Raw genomic sequence first — 14,274 nt, 5'->3', positions numbered from 1 at the left:
ACTGAATTTCGAATGAGCGTTGCTCGATGCGGCGATCGACGAGTGGAGAGCAGAGTCGTGGTCGGTGAAAACGCGCGAGCAAGAGTGTTTCGTCGCGGGGGAGTACGCATACATCTCGTTCGACTCCTGTTGGTCGGCGTGATTGTCGCGCTCTGCGGGGGATGTGTGGTCAACGACGAAGGTCTTGTGCCGGAAGGTCCTCCACTCACGGTGCAGAAGGTGCCTGAGATTGCGGCGCTGTTGCCACCGAAGGTCGCTGAAACCGGCAAGCTCCAGATCGGGGTGAACATTCCCTACGCGCCCAACGAATTCAAGGACGCGGACGGCAACATCGTCGGATTCGACGTCGACTTGATGAAAGCTGTTGCGGCAGTGCTCGGAGTCGAGGCGGTCTTCAACCAAGCGGACTTCGACAAGATCATTCCCGCAATCCAATCGGGGAGCTACGACATGGGAATGTCGTCGTTCACCGATTCCAAGGAGCGCGAGAAGACGGTCGACTTCGTGACCTACTACAGCGCAGGCATTCAATGGGCGCAGCGCCCGGACAATCCTGTCGATCCGAACAATGCGTGTGGGCTGCGGGTCGCGGTGCAAACCACGACAACCGAGGACATCGACGAAGTGCCTGCGAAGAGCGAGGCATGTGTTGCCGCAGGCAAGCCGCCGATCGAGAAGGTCAAGTACGACAGCCAGGACGACGCGGCGAATGCGCTCATCCTCGGCCGAGTCGACGCACTGTCCGCGGACTCGCCGGTCACCGGCTACGCGATCAAGCGCAGCAAGGGCCGAATGGAAGCGGCGGGTGAGCCCTTCGATTCGGCACCGTACGGTTGGCCGATCGTCAAGGGCTCGGAGCTGGGTCCCGCACTTCAGCAGGCCATGCAGTATCTGATCGACAACGGCGTCTACCAACAGATCGCTCAGACGTGGAGCGTCGAGGCCGGCGTCATCGAAGTATCCAAGATCAACGGCGCGGAGAGCTGATGAACATGACAACAACCGAGAGTGGCGATCCGGCGCCGATCAAGGCGATCCCACTGCGCAGACCTGGTCGCTGGATAGCTGCGATCGTCGTAGTGGTGTTGTTCGGACTGTTCGTCTACGGGGCGGCGACCAACGACGCGTTCGGATGGGGAACCTACGGTCGGTATCTGTTCGACTCGCGAATCAGCGCGGCCGCGTGGAAGACCATCCAACTGACAGTGCTCTCGATGGTGATCGCGATAGTCCTTGGCGTGATTTTGGCTGTGATGAGGTTGTCACCCAACCCTGTCCTCAGGACAGCCGCTTGGGGGTATCTCTGGATTTTTCGTGGCACGCCCGTGTACGTCCAATTGGTGTTCTGGGGGCTGTTTCCGTCGATCTACAAGAGCCTCGATCTCGGTATCCCGTTTGTGCATCAGTTCGTGCACATCGATCTACAGGGAATCCAGGCGGCGTTCCTTTTTGCCGTCATCGGGTTGGCATTGAACGAGGCTGCCTACATGGCGGAAATCGTCCGAGCCGGAGTGAGTTCGGTCAACGAGGGACAGACCGAAGCATCCATCGCGTTGGGCATGACGTGGAGCCAGACCATGCGCCGAACGGTTCTCCCACAGGCAATGCGCGTGATTATCCCGCCGACGGGCAACGAGTTGATCAGCATGCTCAAGACGACGTCGCTGGTGTCCGCAGTTCCGTACAGCTTGGAGTTGTACGGTCGTGCCAGAGATATTTCGGGTGCAAACTTCGAGCCGATTCCACTGCTCATGGTTGCGGCAACCTGGTACCTCGCGATCACCAGCCTGCTGATGATCGGCCAGTTCTACGTCGAGCGGTACTACTCGAAGGGTGCCACGCGAGCACTGACCACACGCCAGCTTCAGGCGCTTGCCGATGCGCAAGGCAACGCGACGGTAGTGGAGACACTCCCGGACACTCCCGGAGGAGAACGCAAATGACACCGATGGTCAAGGCAGATCGAGTGTGCAAGAACTTCGGCGCACTCCAGGTTCTCAAAGGCGTGTCACTCGAAATCGATCGTGGGCAGGTGCTCTGCCTGGTCGGTCCGTCCGGGTCGGGCAAGTCGACTTTCTTGCGCTGCATCAACCACCTCGAACAGGTCAATGCCGGACGCCTGTATGTCGACGGCGACCTCGTCGGTTACTCGGAGAAGAACGGCAAGCTTTACGAACTGCACCCACGGGCGGCGGCGAAGCAACGTCAGGACATCGGCATGGTGTTCCAGCACTTCAACCTGTTCCCGCATCGAACAGCGCTGGAGAACATCATCGAAGCGCCCACCCAGGTGAAGCGCGTGAGCAAGAAGAAGGCGATCGAGCGGGCAAAGGATCTGCTCGATCAGGTTGGTTTGAGCGCCAAGGCAAACGCATACCCCGCCCAGTTGTCCGGTGGACAGCAACAGCGCGTAGCCATTGCGCGGGCACTCGCGATGGACCCGAAACTGATGCTCTTCGACGAGCCGACGTCGGCTCTCGATCCGGAACTCGTCGGTGAAGTTCTGACAGTCATGAAACAACTCGCCAAAGACGGAATGACGATGGTCGTCGTCACTCACGAGATGGGCTTCGCCCGTGAGGTTGCCGATCAGCTGGTGTTCATGGACGGCGGAGTTGTCGTCGAATCCGGTGAGCCGCGACAACTTCTGGCCAACCCGCAGCAGGATCGCACCAAGGCATTCCTGTCGAATCTGCTGTAGCTCTCAGGGTTTGACGGCGCTGAATATCGCGGTGCCCGGAAAGAGCTGGCCGCGTAGGGGACTCCACTGTCCCCACTCGCGGTCCAGCCACTCCGGCCACTCCGGTTCGATGATGTCGTGAACCTGCAGGCCGGCCGCCACCAGTTCGCGGACGCGGTCGCCGATCGTGCGGTGGTGCTCGACGTAGGTGGGCACGCCGTTGTCGTCGACCTCGACGTAGGGCGTTCGGTCGAAGTAGGGGAGTGTCGCAGTCAGTCCCTTGGGTCCTGGGTCGTCGGGGAAGATCCAGCGAATCGGATGGTTGACCGCGAACACCCACTTGCCGCCCGGCCGTAGAACTCGCGCTACTTCGTTCATCACTTGCTGCGAATCGGCCACGAACGGAACGGCTCCGAAAGCGGAGCAGACGATGTCGAAGCTCGCATCGGCAAACGGCAGCAATTCGGCGCTCGCCTGGATCAGCGGTACGCGTGGTCCGCCGGCAGTCATGGCGTCGACTCCGCGCGAGAGCATGCCCATCGAAATGTCGAGTCCGACGGCCCGGGCGCCGTGACCGGCCAGCCACCGGGCGCAGGGTGCGGAGCCGCACCCTACTTCGAGGATGTCCTTGTCGACGATGTCGCCGAGCAGATGGTGATCGCCTTCGTGTAGACCCTCGGGGCACCAGACGAATTCACCGTCTGCGCTGTTCACGCCCAGAAATTCGCCATGAGTGCGGTGGTAGTCCTCGGCGTCTGCGTCCCACCACGCGCGGCTGGCGCGGTCGCTCGCATCGGAGTCGACCCGGGCCCTGCCGACTCCGCTGGTCCCGAGAATGGAATTGGCGGCAGCGTGGCGATCGTCAGACATGTCGAACAGACTAGAGCGCTACCAGCGGCGACAGGGTACCCGGGTTTGCCCGCTCGCACCGCCGACGCGTAGTCTTACCCACGCGAGTGTCTGTCATTCAGTCGAATATCTGTACTAGGCCTTTACCGAGGCCTTGGATCGGCGTGAACGAGAGATCTTGTGGTGCACCGTTCGGGTGCGGAATGTGTTTCGGTTTCCGGTTGTTAGTTTCTGTGCAACTGGGTACTGCATTCCGGTACCTACAATGTTGCATCTCGTCCGACAAAATCCATCAACCGACCACAACTCGTCCGGAGCAATTCAACATATGCCCTCCACAACCGTCACCTCGCCGCAGGTTGCCATTAACGACATTGGCTCTGCCGAGGACTTCCTCGCCGCCATCGACGCAACGATCAAGTACTTCAACGATGGCGACATCGTCGAAGGCACCATCGTCAAGGTCGACCGCGACGAGGTTCTGCTCGACATCGGTTACAAGACCGAAGGTGTCATCCCTTCTCGTGAGCTCTCCATCAAGCACGACGTCGACCCCAACGAGGTCGTCTCCGTGGGAGATGCGGTCGAGGCTCTCGTCCTCACCAAGGAGGACAAAGAAGGTCGACTGATCCTGTCGAAGAAGCGTGCTCAGTACGAGCGTGCCTGGGGCACCATCGAGGAGCTCAAGGAGAAGGACGAGGCCGTCAAGGGCACCGTCATCGAGGTCGTCAAGGGCGGCCTCATCCTTGACATCGGCCTTCGTGGCTTCCTCCCCGCCTCGCTCGTCGAAATGCGTCGTGTCCGCGACCTCCAGCCGTACGTCGGCAAGGAGATCGAGGCCAAGATCATCGAGCTCGACAAGAACCGCAACAACGTGGTCCTGTCGCGCCGTGCATGGCTCGAGCAGACTCAGTCCGAGGTTCGCAGCGAATTCCTGCACCAGCTCCAGAAGGGCCAGGTCCGCAAGGGCGTCGTGTCCTCCATCGTCAACTTCGGTGCATTCGTGGACCTGGGCGGCGTAGACGGTCTGGTTCACGTTTCCGAGCTGTCTTGGAAGCACATCGATCACCCGTCCGAGGTTGTCGAGGTCGGCACCGAGGTCACCGTCGAGGTTCTCGACGTCGACCTGGACCGCGAGCGCGTCTCCCTGTCGCTCAAGGCAACGCAGGAAGATCCGTGGCGTCAGTTCGCCCGCACGCACGCCATCGGCCAGATCGTGCCCGGCAAGGTCACGAAGCTGGTTCCGTTCGGTGCATTCGTGCGCGTCGAAGAGGGAATCGAAGGCCTCGTTCACATCTCGGAGCTGGCTGAGCGCCACGTCGAGGTTCCGGACCAGGTTGTCGGCGTCGGCGACGATGCACTCGTCAAGGTCATCGACATCGACCTCGAGCGTCGTCGTATCTCGCTGTCGCTGAAGCAGGCCAACGAGGATTACAACGCCGAGTTCGATCCGTCCAAGTACGGCATGGCCGACTCGTACGACGAGCAGGGCAACTACATCTTCCCCGAGGGCTTCGATCCCGAGACCAACGAATGGCTCGAGGGCTTCGACAAGCAGCGCGAAGAGTGGGAGAACCGCTACGCCGAGGCTGAGCGTCGTCACAAGATGCACACCGTTCAGATGGAGAAGACCGCTGCAGACGAGGCCGCTGAAGCTGCCACCGCTGCTGCCGGCTACTCCTCGGAGACGGCTTCTGCAGACGACGAAGAGGCTCCGGCCTCTGCAGGCTCCGCTCCGGCAGAGTCCGCTGGTGGATCGCTTGCAAGCGATGCACAGCTCGCCGCACTTCGCGAGAAGCTGTCGGGCAACGCATAAGGATTACCGCTTGATCTGATCAAGCGAGATCTGTGAAAGAACCCCGCTCCTGCGCAAGCAGGAGCGGGGTTCTTTTGTTGTGTGGCACAAGTATTCGCGTCACGCCGGTTGTCGCATGGGAGGAAATGCGACAGCCACCAGTCTGGCGACTGGTGGCTGTCGGGTGAAAGCTGCGGTGCTGCTAGGTCAAGCGGTGGTGGCCGGAGCCGGGACCCAATACGTCGCGGTGGCTTCGGCTGTGCGCTTGCGCATCGACGCGAAGCTGTGACGGCCCTGGCTCACGAGGACGGTGAACCACGTTCGCCGATGTTCGGCCAATGCAAAGGCAACCTCGGGAAATTCGATACAGTGCACGCCGTTCGGCATTCCGAGGCGATGCTGACCAAGATGGTCACGATCTGCTCGCATGGCGTCCACTTTCTCGAGAAGGTGCAGGGCGTTCGCTAGAACTTAACCACACGGATTGCCTTTATTGTGGTATTTGCGTCTCGAGTTGTGTGGCGTGTTCAATTTCAGGACTCGAATCTCGTGCGGTGAGCATAGGTGAGAGACTGTCCGTTGTGTTGAGAGTTGGCCTCACTGGAGGCATCGGAGCCGGCAAGTCGACTGTGTCGAAAATCCTCACCGAACTGGGAGCAGTGATCGTTGATGCCGATCTGATCGCCCGAGAGGTCGTAGAACCCGGTACTCCGGGGTTGGCTGCGTTGGCGCAGGCGTTCGGTGACGGCATCATCGCGCCAGACGGCACCCTCGATCGACCCGCGCTTGCGGCGTTGGCGTTTGCCGACGACGCTTCCCGTGGCACTCTCAATTCGATCCTGCATCCGTTGATCGGCCATCGTACGGCCGAAGCCATTGATGCTGCGCCAGCGAATTCTGTTCTGGTGCAGGATATCCCGCTGCTTGTCGAAGCTGGAATGGCTCCGGCGTTCAATATGGTTGTCATCGTGTACGTCGACGCCGAAGAACGTGTCCGGCGGTTGGTCGAGTCACGTGGGATGCCCGAGAGCGATGCCAGGGCGCGAATCGCGGCGCAGGCGACCGACGATCAGCGCCGCGCCGTTGCGGACGTCTGGCTCGACAACAGCGGTGATCCAGGCGCCCTGGACGCTGTCGTCCGTGAACTGTGGGCAGGTCGAATCGCACCGTTCGAGGAGAATCTGCGCACCGGAACAGCGGTTCGTGTACTTCCTGAGCTGAGCCCCGCGGATCCGCAGTGGCCGGTGCAAGCAACTCGCCTGATCAACCGGTTGGCGCTGCTGTGTGGTGATCGAGCCACGCGTATCGATCACATCGGTTCCACTGCCGTACCGGGACTCGACGCGAAGGACGTGATCGATCTTCAGATCACTGTCGAACACATCGGGATTGCGGACGACTTGGCCGCTGACCTTGCAACTGGTGGTTTTCCGCGTCTCGAGAATATCGTCGCGGACGATCCGAAACCTGCCTATGTCGGGGGTGAAACCGATCCGAGCGTGTGGGCGAAGCGGATTCATTCCAGCGCAGATCCGGGTCGGCCGGTGAACATCCATATTCGTGTCGACGGTTGGCCGGGCCAGCAATTTGCCGTGTTGTTCCGTGACTGGCTGCGGGCGGATGACGACGCCCGTGCGGAGTATGCCGCGTTGAAGGTCCGGGCCGCGGAGCACGCGTCCGGAATAGATGATTACGACAAGGCGATGGATGCGTACCTCGCGGTCAAGACACCCTGGTTCGACGCGGCGTTCCACCGTGCGTGGGAATGGGCAGACAAGTCGGGTTGGACGGCCTGACGCCTACCGCCAGGTGATCGGCATGCCCAACGACGACAGCCACGCGCCGAGATCGTGACCGTGGGCGGCAATGCCGTCGATGGTGCGGGCAGCGATCAGCATGGCCTGTTCGGACGTCTGGGCGTCGAGTATTCCGGATGCGTGCGCTTCCAGGAGTTCGTCGACGTCGAGTAGTTCGGTGCTGCGGCCGGTCTGCACAATCAGATCGAGATAGTGGTCTTCGGATCTCCATGCGTGCTCACCACGCGTGAATGTGCCGATGTCGATGTAGTGATCCTGGTCCCGTTCGTGCCCCGGCGTGAAGTGGAAGATCGACGCTCGGATTCCGATGTCGGGAAGTATCCACGACTCCAGGTAGTGGAATTGTGGATGGTCTGCGTGTCGGCCCATGTACAGGCCCCATGGCTCTTCGCGGTAGGTTTCGACCTGGCGAACGAAGCCCTTGGGGTCGATGTTGGTTCGGGCCTCGAGGTCGAAAGTTTCGACTTTGGGCGGGTGAATGTGAATACGTGCTTCGCTCATGTTGCATGAACCTACCGCTGCGACGAGCTTGTGCCCACGCATGATGTCGGTGGGTGCGCATACCCTGGTTTCATGGCGTTTGCTTCCGAACATCCAGTCGTCGCACATTCCGAGTTTCGTCCGGTCAGCGACATCGAGCGCTCTGACGGCCGCTTCGAGGTCGTCAGTGAATACGAGCCTGCCGGCGATCAGCCCGCTGCCATTGCCGAGCTCGAGAAACGGCTCAACGAGGGCGAGAAGGACATAGTCCTACTTGGTGCCACCGGCACCGGCAAATCTGCGACGACCGCCTGGCTGATCGAGCGCGTGCAGCGGCCGACGCTGGTGATGGCACCGAACAAGACCTTGGCTGCTCAGTTGGCCAACGAGCTTCGCGAGATGTTGCCGAACAACTCGGTTGAATACTTCGTCTCGTATTACGACTACTACCAGCCTGAGGCATATATCGCTCAGACGGACACGTATATCGAGAAAGACTCGTCGGTCAACGACGACGTCGAACGCCTGCGTCACTCCGCGACGTCGAGCCTGCTCTCGCGACGGGACGTTGTTGTGGTCGCGTCCGTGTCGTGCATCTACGGTCTCGGTACACCGCAGTCTTACCTCGATCGCTCCATCTCGCTCGAAGTGGGCGTCGAGGTTCCGCGTGATGCGTTTCTGCGCCTCCTGGTCGACGTGCAGTACAACCGCAACGATGTTGCGTTCACCCGTGGTTCGTTCCGCGTCCGGGGTGACACGGTTGAAATCATCCCGTCGTACGAGGAGTTGGCGGTTCGGATCGAGTTCTTCGGCGACGAGATCGAGGCGCTGTACTACCTTCATCCGCTCACCGGCGACATCGTCCGGAAAGTGGATACGGTTCGGATATTCCCCGCGACCCACTATGTTGCCGGGCCCGAGCGTCTCGAGCGTGCGGTCAAGGACATCGAGGCAGAACTCGAACAACGACTCGAAGAGTTGGAGGGCAAGGGCAAACTGCTCGAGGCGCAGCGGCTACGGATGCGAACGCAGTACGACTTGGAGATGATCAAACAGGTCGGATTCTGCTCCGGAATCGAGAACTATTCACGGCACATCGACGGCCGTGGACCTGGCACCGCGCCGGCTACGCTAATCGACTACTTCCCCGAGGATTTCCTCCTGGTCATCGACGAGTCGCATGTGACCGTTCCACAGATCGGCGCCATGTACGAGGGTGACATGTCGCGTAAGCGCAACCTGGTGGAGTTCGGTTTCCGCCTGCCGTCGGCGACGGATAACCGGCCGCTGACGTGGGAAGAATTCAGTCAGCGCATCGGTCAGACCGTCTACCTGTCGGCAACGCCAGGCAAGTACGAGTTGGGGCAAGCCGGCGGTGAGTTCGTCGAGCAGGTGATTCGTCCGACAGGTCTCGTCGATCCCGAGGTGATCGTCAAGCCGACCAAGGGGCAGATCGACGACCTGGTTCACGAGATCCGGGAACGCGCGGCAAAGGACGAGCGAGTCCTTGTCACGACATTGACCAAGAAGATGTCGGAAGATCTCACCGATTATCTGCTCGAACTCGGAATTCGGGTTCGCTATCTGCACTCCGACATCGACACGTTACGTCGCGTCGAACTGCTGCGGCAGTTGCGACTGGGGGAGTACGACGTCCTGGTCGGTATCAACCTTCTGCGTGAGGGCCTCGACCTTCCCGAGGTGTCGCTGGTTGCGATTCTCGATGCCGACAAGGAGGGCTTCCTGCGGAGTTCCACCAGCCTTATCCAGACCATCGGCCGCGCTGCTCGTAACGTGTCCGGCCAGGTTCACATGTACGCGGACAAGATCACTGCGTCCATGGCCCAGGCAATCGAAGAGACCGAGCGTCGCCGTGAGAAGCAGGTCGAATACAACAAGAAGATGGGGGTTGATCCCCAGCCTCTCCGCAAGAAGATCGCCGACATCCTCGATCAGGTCTACGAGGAGGCCGAGGACACTGCTGCGTCCGTCGACATCGGTGGTTCCGGACGTAACGCGACGCGTGGCCGTCGAGCGCAGGGCGAAGCAGGCCGCGCGGTCAGTGCAGGGGTGTACGAAGGCCGCGACACCAAATCGATGCCCCGGGCCGAATTGGCAGACCTGGTCAAGGAACTCACAGATCAGATGATGAATGCCGCCCGGGACTTGCAGTTCGAGTTGGCCGGTCGTTTGCGTGACGAAATCTCGGATCTCAAGAAGGAGCTTCGAGGCATGGACGCGGCCGGTTTGAAGTAGTTCGGTGGGATGTGTGTGAATCGGGAACGCCCGCTACGGTTCACATATGGATGCACAGACTGCCGGCAAGACCGGCCGTACTCTCGAACTTCTCCATTCGTTGGCTTACTTCGTTCCGGAGACGGAAAAGGAATTGGTTGCGCTTGGGCTCGAGCCGGGCCGGATGGTGTACTTCGCGGGTCGCGCTGCGCCCTTGGGTACTCCACCCGCCACCGTCGTGACGTCGGCGTTCTACAACTTCAATCCGGAGTTGGTCGCCAGCGTGATTCCGCGCGCGTGGGACCTCGCGAAACCGTCGGAGATTGTTGCTGCGCGCTACCGCGCCATCGACGCCGCGTACGTTCGTCTCCTCGGCGAAGAGGTGACGTCGTCACAGGACATGGCTGAAGCTGCCGAGTTGATTTCCATTGCAGCGCGGAACATCCCCGGCGTCGAGGGGCGTCCGCTGTACGCCGGTTGGGCTTCCGTCGAGTGGCCGACCGTGCCGCACCTCGCGTTCTGGCACGCACTGACTTTGCTGCGGGAGTACCGCGGTGACGGACACATCGCCGCACTGCAGACTGCCGGACTGAACGGGTTGGAAGCCTTGATCACCCACACCGCCACGGGTATCGGATTCCAGCAGAAGTTTGCTCAGAGTCGTCGCGGGTGGTCTGCCGAGCAGTGGGCGCAAGGTGTCCAGGATCTTCAGGATCGAGAGTTGCTCGATCGTAAGTCGGGAGCACTGACCGAGGACGGGCAGGAACTGCGCGACGTCGTGGAGGACTTGACGGACGATCTGGCTTTGGCGCCGTGGGACGCCTTGGGCGAATCCGGAGCAGACAGGCTTCTCGAACTGGCAGCGCCGTGGCGTGCTGCACTGACTGAACAGGACGTGTTTCCCGCAGCGCTTTTCGGTCCGCGATTCGGAAACCTGCGCTGATCCGGAATTCAGTGTAATTTTTTTGATGTGACTGCAGATCACATTCACTGCGGTCTTGTGGCGTGTATGGCAATTGGCACTATCGCTGCGCTCTGCCCGCTAATGTCAGCAGCGCTGACTTTCCCGTAACCGCTGACTATCTCGTAACCATGGAGGATGAATGAGTGCCTACCGGACCGTTGTCGTAGGAACCGATGGCTCCGAGTCGTCACTGAAAGCAGTCGACCGGGCCGCAAGCATTGCAGCCGATGCCAGTGCGCAATTGATTATCGCGTGCGCGTACTACCCGGCAGACCCCAAGGACGTCAGCGCTGCGGCAGATGTACTCGGCGACGAGGCATACCAGGTCACAGGTTCGACACCTACCTACGAAATCCTCCGAACGGCTCGGGAGCGCGCACATGCTGCCGGCGCGGAGAAGGTCGTGGAACGGGCAATCGTCGGAGCGCCCGTCGAGTCGTTGCTCGCCTTGCTCGACGAGGTCGAGGGTGATCTGTTGGTCATCGGTAACCGTGGACTCAACACACTGACCGGGCGTCTACTCGGATCGGTACCGTCGGATGCTGCACGAAAGGCAACATCCGACGTCCTGATCGTTCATACCGTTCGCTGAAAGTTCTCAGCAGTACTCGGTCTCGGCCGCGTCGACGATCACGGTTCCCAATCGATAGGGATCGGCACTGATCGGCGATGCGGCCGAACTGTTTTCGGTGCTCTCCACGTCTTGGAGTTGGCCAGGTCGGCTGGTGGCGCCGTTGTGCGTCACGCTGCGCAAATTCTCGATGATCATCGTTCGATCCGTGCCCACCGCCAACTGGCGGCAGATTCCGTCCCCGAGTGCTTGCAGGGTGTCGTCGGTAAGCGGTGTGGTGACGCCGTCTGCCGTGATCGCGTCCCGGAACCGTTCGAGTGCCTGAAGCTCGGGTGAGTCGGCCGTGGCAGTGGCAGGTGCGGCGCCGTCGGCGGTATCCGACGGCGAAGACTCGGCCTGAGCGCATCCGATCAGCGTCCCGGCGCACAGGCCGATCAGCGCAGCTCCGACGACCTGTGGGCGGCGACGGAGTAGCCACTGCGGCATGCGTGCGGCGATCGGAGCGGTCACGAGAAGATTTCCTTCAGTAGAAGTGGCACGAGAGAACCTACTCGGTCGCATCACATCACGGGTGTGAATGCAGCTTCGGCGATGTTGTCGAGCACAGCCGGAAGCGATTCGACGTGAATGATGCCGAGCCGCTGTGTTGCTCGGGTCAGTGCGACGTACAGGTCATTCATGCCACGCGGCGATTCCTCGAGGATATCCGAGGGTTCGACGATGAAAACGGTGTCGAATTCCAGGCCCTTGACGTCCTTGACGGAGAGCACGCTGACAGAGTCGCCGGCGAGGCCGGACAGGTTCTTCACCGTCTCGTGCCCGGCGATCACCGCAGTCAAGCCTGCGTGAGACTCGTGCTCGATGCAGCGACGCACCGTTTCCTGGAGATTCTCCGCTGTGGTTTTCAGTGACCACGGTGCAAAACCGCTATCTCTGACCGACCGGGGTACTGCTTGCGTGGGATCGATTTCCTCGAGCACCCGGTGTGCCACATCCATGATTTCCGACGGGGTTCGGTAGTTCACGGTCAGCTGCGTGAGCTTCCACCGCTTTGCGACGTATGGTTCGAGGATTGTCTGCCATGACGACGTGCCGGCGGGATCACCCGTCTGCGCAGTGTCGCCCACCAACGTCATCCAGCGATTCGGTATGCGGCGCATCAACATTCGCCACGCCATGGCCGACAACTCCTGAGCCTCGTCGACGATTACGTGACCGTACGTCCAGGTTCGATCACCCGCGGCGCGCTCGGCAGTGGTCTGATGCTGGCCCAAATCGTGACGCTGCGCGAGTTGACTGGCGTCGATCAGGTCGTAGGCCATCAGGATTTCGGGGTCCATCTCGTCTTCGAGATCCTGTGGCGCCGACCCTGTCAGAATATCGAGAGCGCCCTGTGCGTCGGCAATCTGAGCGCGCCATTGTCGTTGTGCCCGTTCGCGTTCAGCGGCGTCGTCAACGCCGAGAATTTCGGCCAGCTCGTCGAGTAGCGGCGCGTCCGCGGCACTGAATCCGGGGCCGACGCTCTGCAACAATTCCGAGCGCTGGTTGTCGTCGAATTGTGGAGCGGCTTTTTCCAGTCGTCTCGGTGACGTCCAGAGTTCGGCGAGAATCTGTTGCGGCGACAACTCGGGCCATAGTGAGCCGATTGCGGACATGATGTCGGCGTCTTCGCGCATTTCGTCACGGATGTCGGCGATGTCGTCTCGACTCAGGAGCGAACCGCCGTCCACCAGATTTCCGCCGATGATCTCGGCCATCTGTAGAGCCAGCGCTTCGATGACCGCTGATACGAAGATCGGCCTGGCCAAGTTGTGCGGCCGGCGGGACGAGCGGGCACGGCCACGGGCCTTGGTGACTGTCTTTCGATCCAGCTTCAGGTCGTAGGTGTCGAATCGGAGAACAATCGGCGATGACGGTACTTCCTGGCGATCACGGACAGCGTTCTTGAGTACTTCGAGGATGTCGAGTGAACCCTTGATCTCACCGGCCGCAAGCGAATCGATTCGTGTTGCGCGCACTCCGGGATACAGGTCGCCGATGGTGGAGAGTAGAACGCCGGTTTCACCAAGTGACGGGAGTACCTGACTGATGTAGTCGAGGAATGTTGCGTTGGGGCCGATGATGAGTACTCCGGCCTTCGCCAATTGCTGGCGATAGGTGTAGAGCAGGAACGCCGCACGGTGGAGCGCCACAGCGGTTTTGCCGGTACCGGGGCCACCCTGAACCACGAGCACACTCTTGTGTTCGGATCGGATGATCGAATCCTGCTCGGTCTGGATGGTTTCGACGATGTCGTTCATCTGGCCCGTGCGGGCGGCGTTCAATGCGTCGAGTAGCGCGCTCTCGCCGGCTACGCCACCGGCTTCGGTGACAACGCCGGCAGCGCGAGCTGCGTCGAGGTCGAGGTATTCGTCGTTGATTCCGGTGACCGCGCGGCTACGGCTACGGATGTGGCGTCGACGCTTCACGCCCTCAGGAGCCGCTGGTGTCGCGAGGTAGAACGGGCGGGCCATCGGGGCGCGCCAGTCGAGGAGGAGCGTCTCGTAGTCGTTCTCGGTGTCGAGAATTCCCAGGCGGCCGACGTAGCGATGTTCGTCGTCGAAATCGATTCTGCCGAAACACAGTCCATTTTCGGCTGCGTCGTACTTGGCTAGATCCTCGGTGTACATCGCGTTGAACGATTCGCGTTCACTGCGTGCCTGCGGGGTTCCACCGCTTTCCAGCAAGACGGTGCTCAGGCGCGATTTGGCATGCTTCCGGAGCTCGTCGAGACGGGAATACAGCATCGTCACGTACTGCTGCTCGAGCTGTTGCTCGGTGTGTGACGGGTCCGCGTCGGGCAAGGGTTCTCCTAGGCTTGGTGAAAGAAGTTCGAGCACCGCA

The 14,274-nt window shown here is 60.9% G+C and carries 13 protein-coding genes; 8 read left to right on the top strand and 5 right to left on the bottom strand.

Annotation, left to right across the window (positions count from 1 at the left end; all coding sequences use genetic code 11):
- Positions 1-12 precede the first annotated feature (12 nt).
- From EEB13_RS00250 to EEB13_RS00240, 3 genes are read left to right on the top strand one after another with little or no spacing between them, the layout of a single operon-like run.
- Positions 13-987: an ABC transporter substrate-binding protein gene (locus EEB13_RS00250; protein ID WP_242484549.1), complete on the top strand. Its 975-nt coding sequence runs from the start codon at positions 13-15 to the stop codon at positions 985-987.
- Entirely contained in the window at positions 987-1,943 is a 957-nt protein-coding gene (locus EEB13_RS00245; protein ID WP_084702999.1) for an amino acid ABC transporter permease, read from the top strand. Before EEB13_RS00250 ends, EEB13_RS00245 begins: the two co-directional genes overlap by 1 nt.
- The gene (locus EEB13_RS00240; RefSeq protein ID WP_033230826.1) at positions 1,940-2,701 is read left to right on the top strand and encodes an amino acid ABC transporter ATP-binding protein; all 762 of its coding nucleotides are present in this window, start codon (positions 1,940-1,942) and stop codon (positions 2,699-2,701) included. Before EEB13_RS00245 ends, EEB13_RS00240 begins: the two co-directional genes overlap by 4 nt.
- A gap of 3 nt (positions 2,702-2,704) precedes the next feature.
- Here EEB13_RS00240 and EEB13_RS00235 read toward each other — a convergent pair whose 3' ends face one another.
- Positions 2,705-3,550, bottom strand: coding sequence for a class I SAM-dependent methyltransferase (locus tag EEB13_RS00235; RefSeq protein ID WP_033230825.1), 846 nt, complete (start codon positions 3,548-3,550; stop codon positions 2,705-2,707).
- Positions 3,551-3,857: 307 nt separating this feature from the next.
- On the opposite strand from EEB13_RS00235, the gene rpsA reads away from it, so the two are divergent.
- Positions 3,858-5,345 carry a 30S ribosomal protein S1 gene (rpsA, locus tag EEB13_RS00230; protein WP_033230824.1) on the top strand — a complete coding sequence of 496 codons (1,488 nt, stop codon included), beginning with the start codon at positions 3,858-3,860 and terminating at the stop codon, positions 5,343-5,345.
- A gap of 186 nt (positions 5,346-5,531) precedes the next feature.
- Here the strand turns inward: rpsA and EEB13_RS00225 are convergent, their stop codons facing one another.
- A complete protein-coding gene (locus EEB13_RS00225) occupies positions 5,532-5,753 on the bottom strand; it encodes a hypothetical protein (RefSeq protein ID WP_033230823.1) in 222 nt (73 codons plus the stop codon).
- 152 nt (positions 5,754-5,905) lie between these two features.
- On the opposite strand from EEB13_RS00225, the gene coaE reads away from it, so the two are divergent.
- Positions 5,906-7,120: a dephospho-CoA kinase gene (gene coaE / locus EEB13_RS00220; protein ID WP_092800230.1), complete on the top strand. Its 1,215-nt coding sequence runs from the start codon at positions 5,906-5,908 to the stop codon at positions 7,118-7,120.
- 3 nt (positions 7,121-7,123) lie between these two features.
- Here the strand turns inward: coaE and EEB13_RS00215 are convergent, their stop codons facing one another.
- Complete coding sequence (locus EEB13_RS00215; RefSeq protein WP_141484371.1) at positions 7,124-7,642, bottom strand: DUF402 domain-containing protein; 519 nt, start codon at positions 7,640-7,642, stop codon at positions 7,124-7,126.
- Positions 7,643-7,714: 72 nt separating this feature from the next.
- Here EEB13_RS00215 and uvrB point away from each other — a divergent pair, with 72 nt between their 5' ends.
- The 3 genes from uvrB to EEB13_RS00200 all read left to right on the top strand — a co-directional run bounded on the left by uvrB (position 7,715) and on the right by EEB13_RS00200 (position 11,412).
- On the top strand, positions 7,715-9,877 hold the full coding sequence (gene uvrB, locus EEB13_RS00210; RefSeq protein WP_033230821.1) for an excinuclease ABC subunit UvrB: 2,163 nt from the start codon (positions 7,715-7,717) through the stop codon (positions 9,875-9,877).
- A 46-nt stretch (positions 9,878-9,923) separates the two neighbouring features.
- The gene (locus EEB13_RS00205; protein WP_033230820.1) at positions 9,924-10,799 is read left to right on the top strand and encodes an SCO6745 family protein; all 876 of its coding nucleotides are present in this window, start codon (positions 9,924-9,926) and stop codon (positions 10,797-10,799) included.
- Between the two features lie 160 nt (positions 10,800-10,959).
- Positions 10,960-11,412, top strand: a complete 453-nt coding sequence (locus EEB13_RS00200) for a universal stress protein (RefSeq protein ID WP_033230819.1) — start codon at positions 10,960-10,962, stop codon at positions 11,410-11,412.
- 6 nt (positions 11,413-11,418) lie between these two features.
- On the opposite strand, the gene EEB13_RS00195 is transcribed toward EEB13_RS00200, so the two are convergent.
- Both EEB13_RS00195 and EEB13_RS00190 read right to left on the bottom strand, forming a co-directional pair.
- Complete coding sequence (locus tag EEB13_RS00195) at positions 11,419-11,901, bottom strand: hypothetical protein (protein WP_051730181.1); 483 nt, start codon at positions 11,899-11,901, stop codon at positions 11,419-11,421.
- Positions 11,902-11,951: 50 nt separating this feature from the next.
- The gene (locus EEB13_RS00190) at positions 11,952-14,234 is read right to left on the bottom strand and encodes a HelD family protein (protein ID WP_141484370.1); all 2,283 of its coding nucleotides are present in this window, start codon (positions 14,232-14,234) and stop codon (positions 11,952-11,954) included.
- Positions 14,235-14,274 lie beyond the last annotated feature (40 nt).

Source organism: Rhodococcus sp. WS3 (assembly GCF_003797085.1).
Lineage (GTDB): Bacteria > Actinomycetota > Actinomycetes > Mycobacteriales > Mycobacteriaceae > Rhodococcus_F > Rhodococcus_F globerula.
This window is presented reverse-complemented; position numbering and strand designations above follow the sequence as displayed.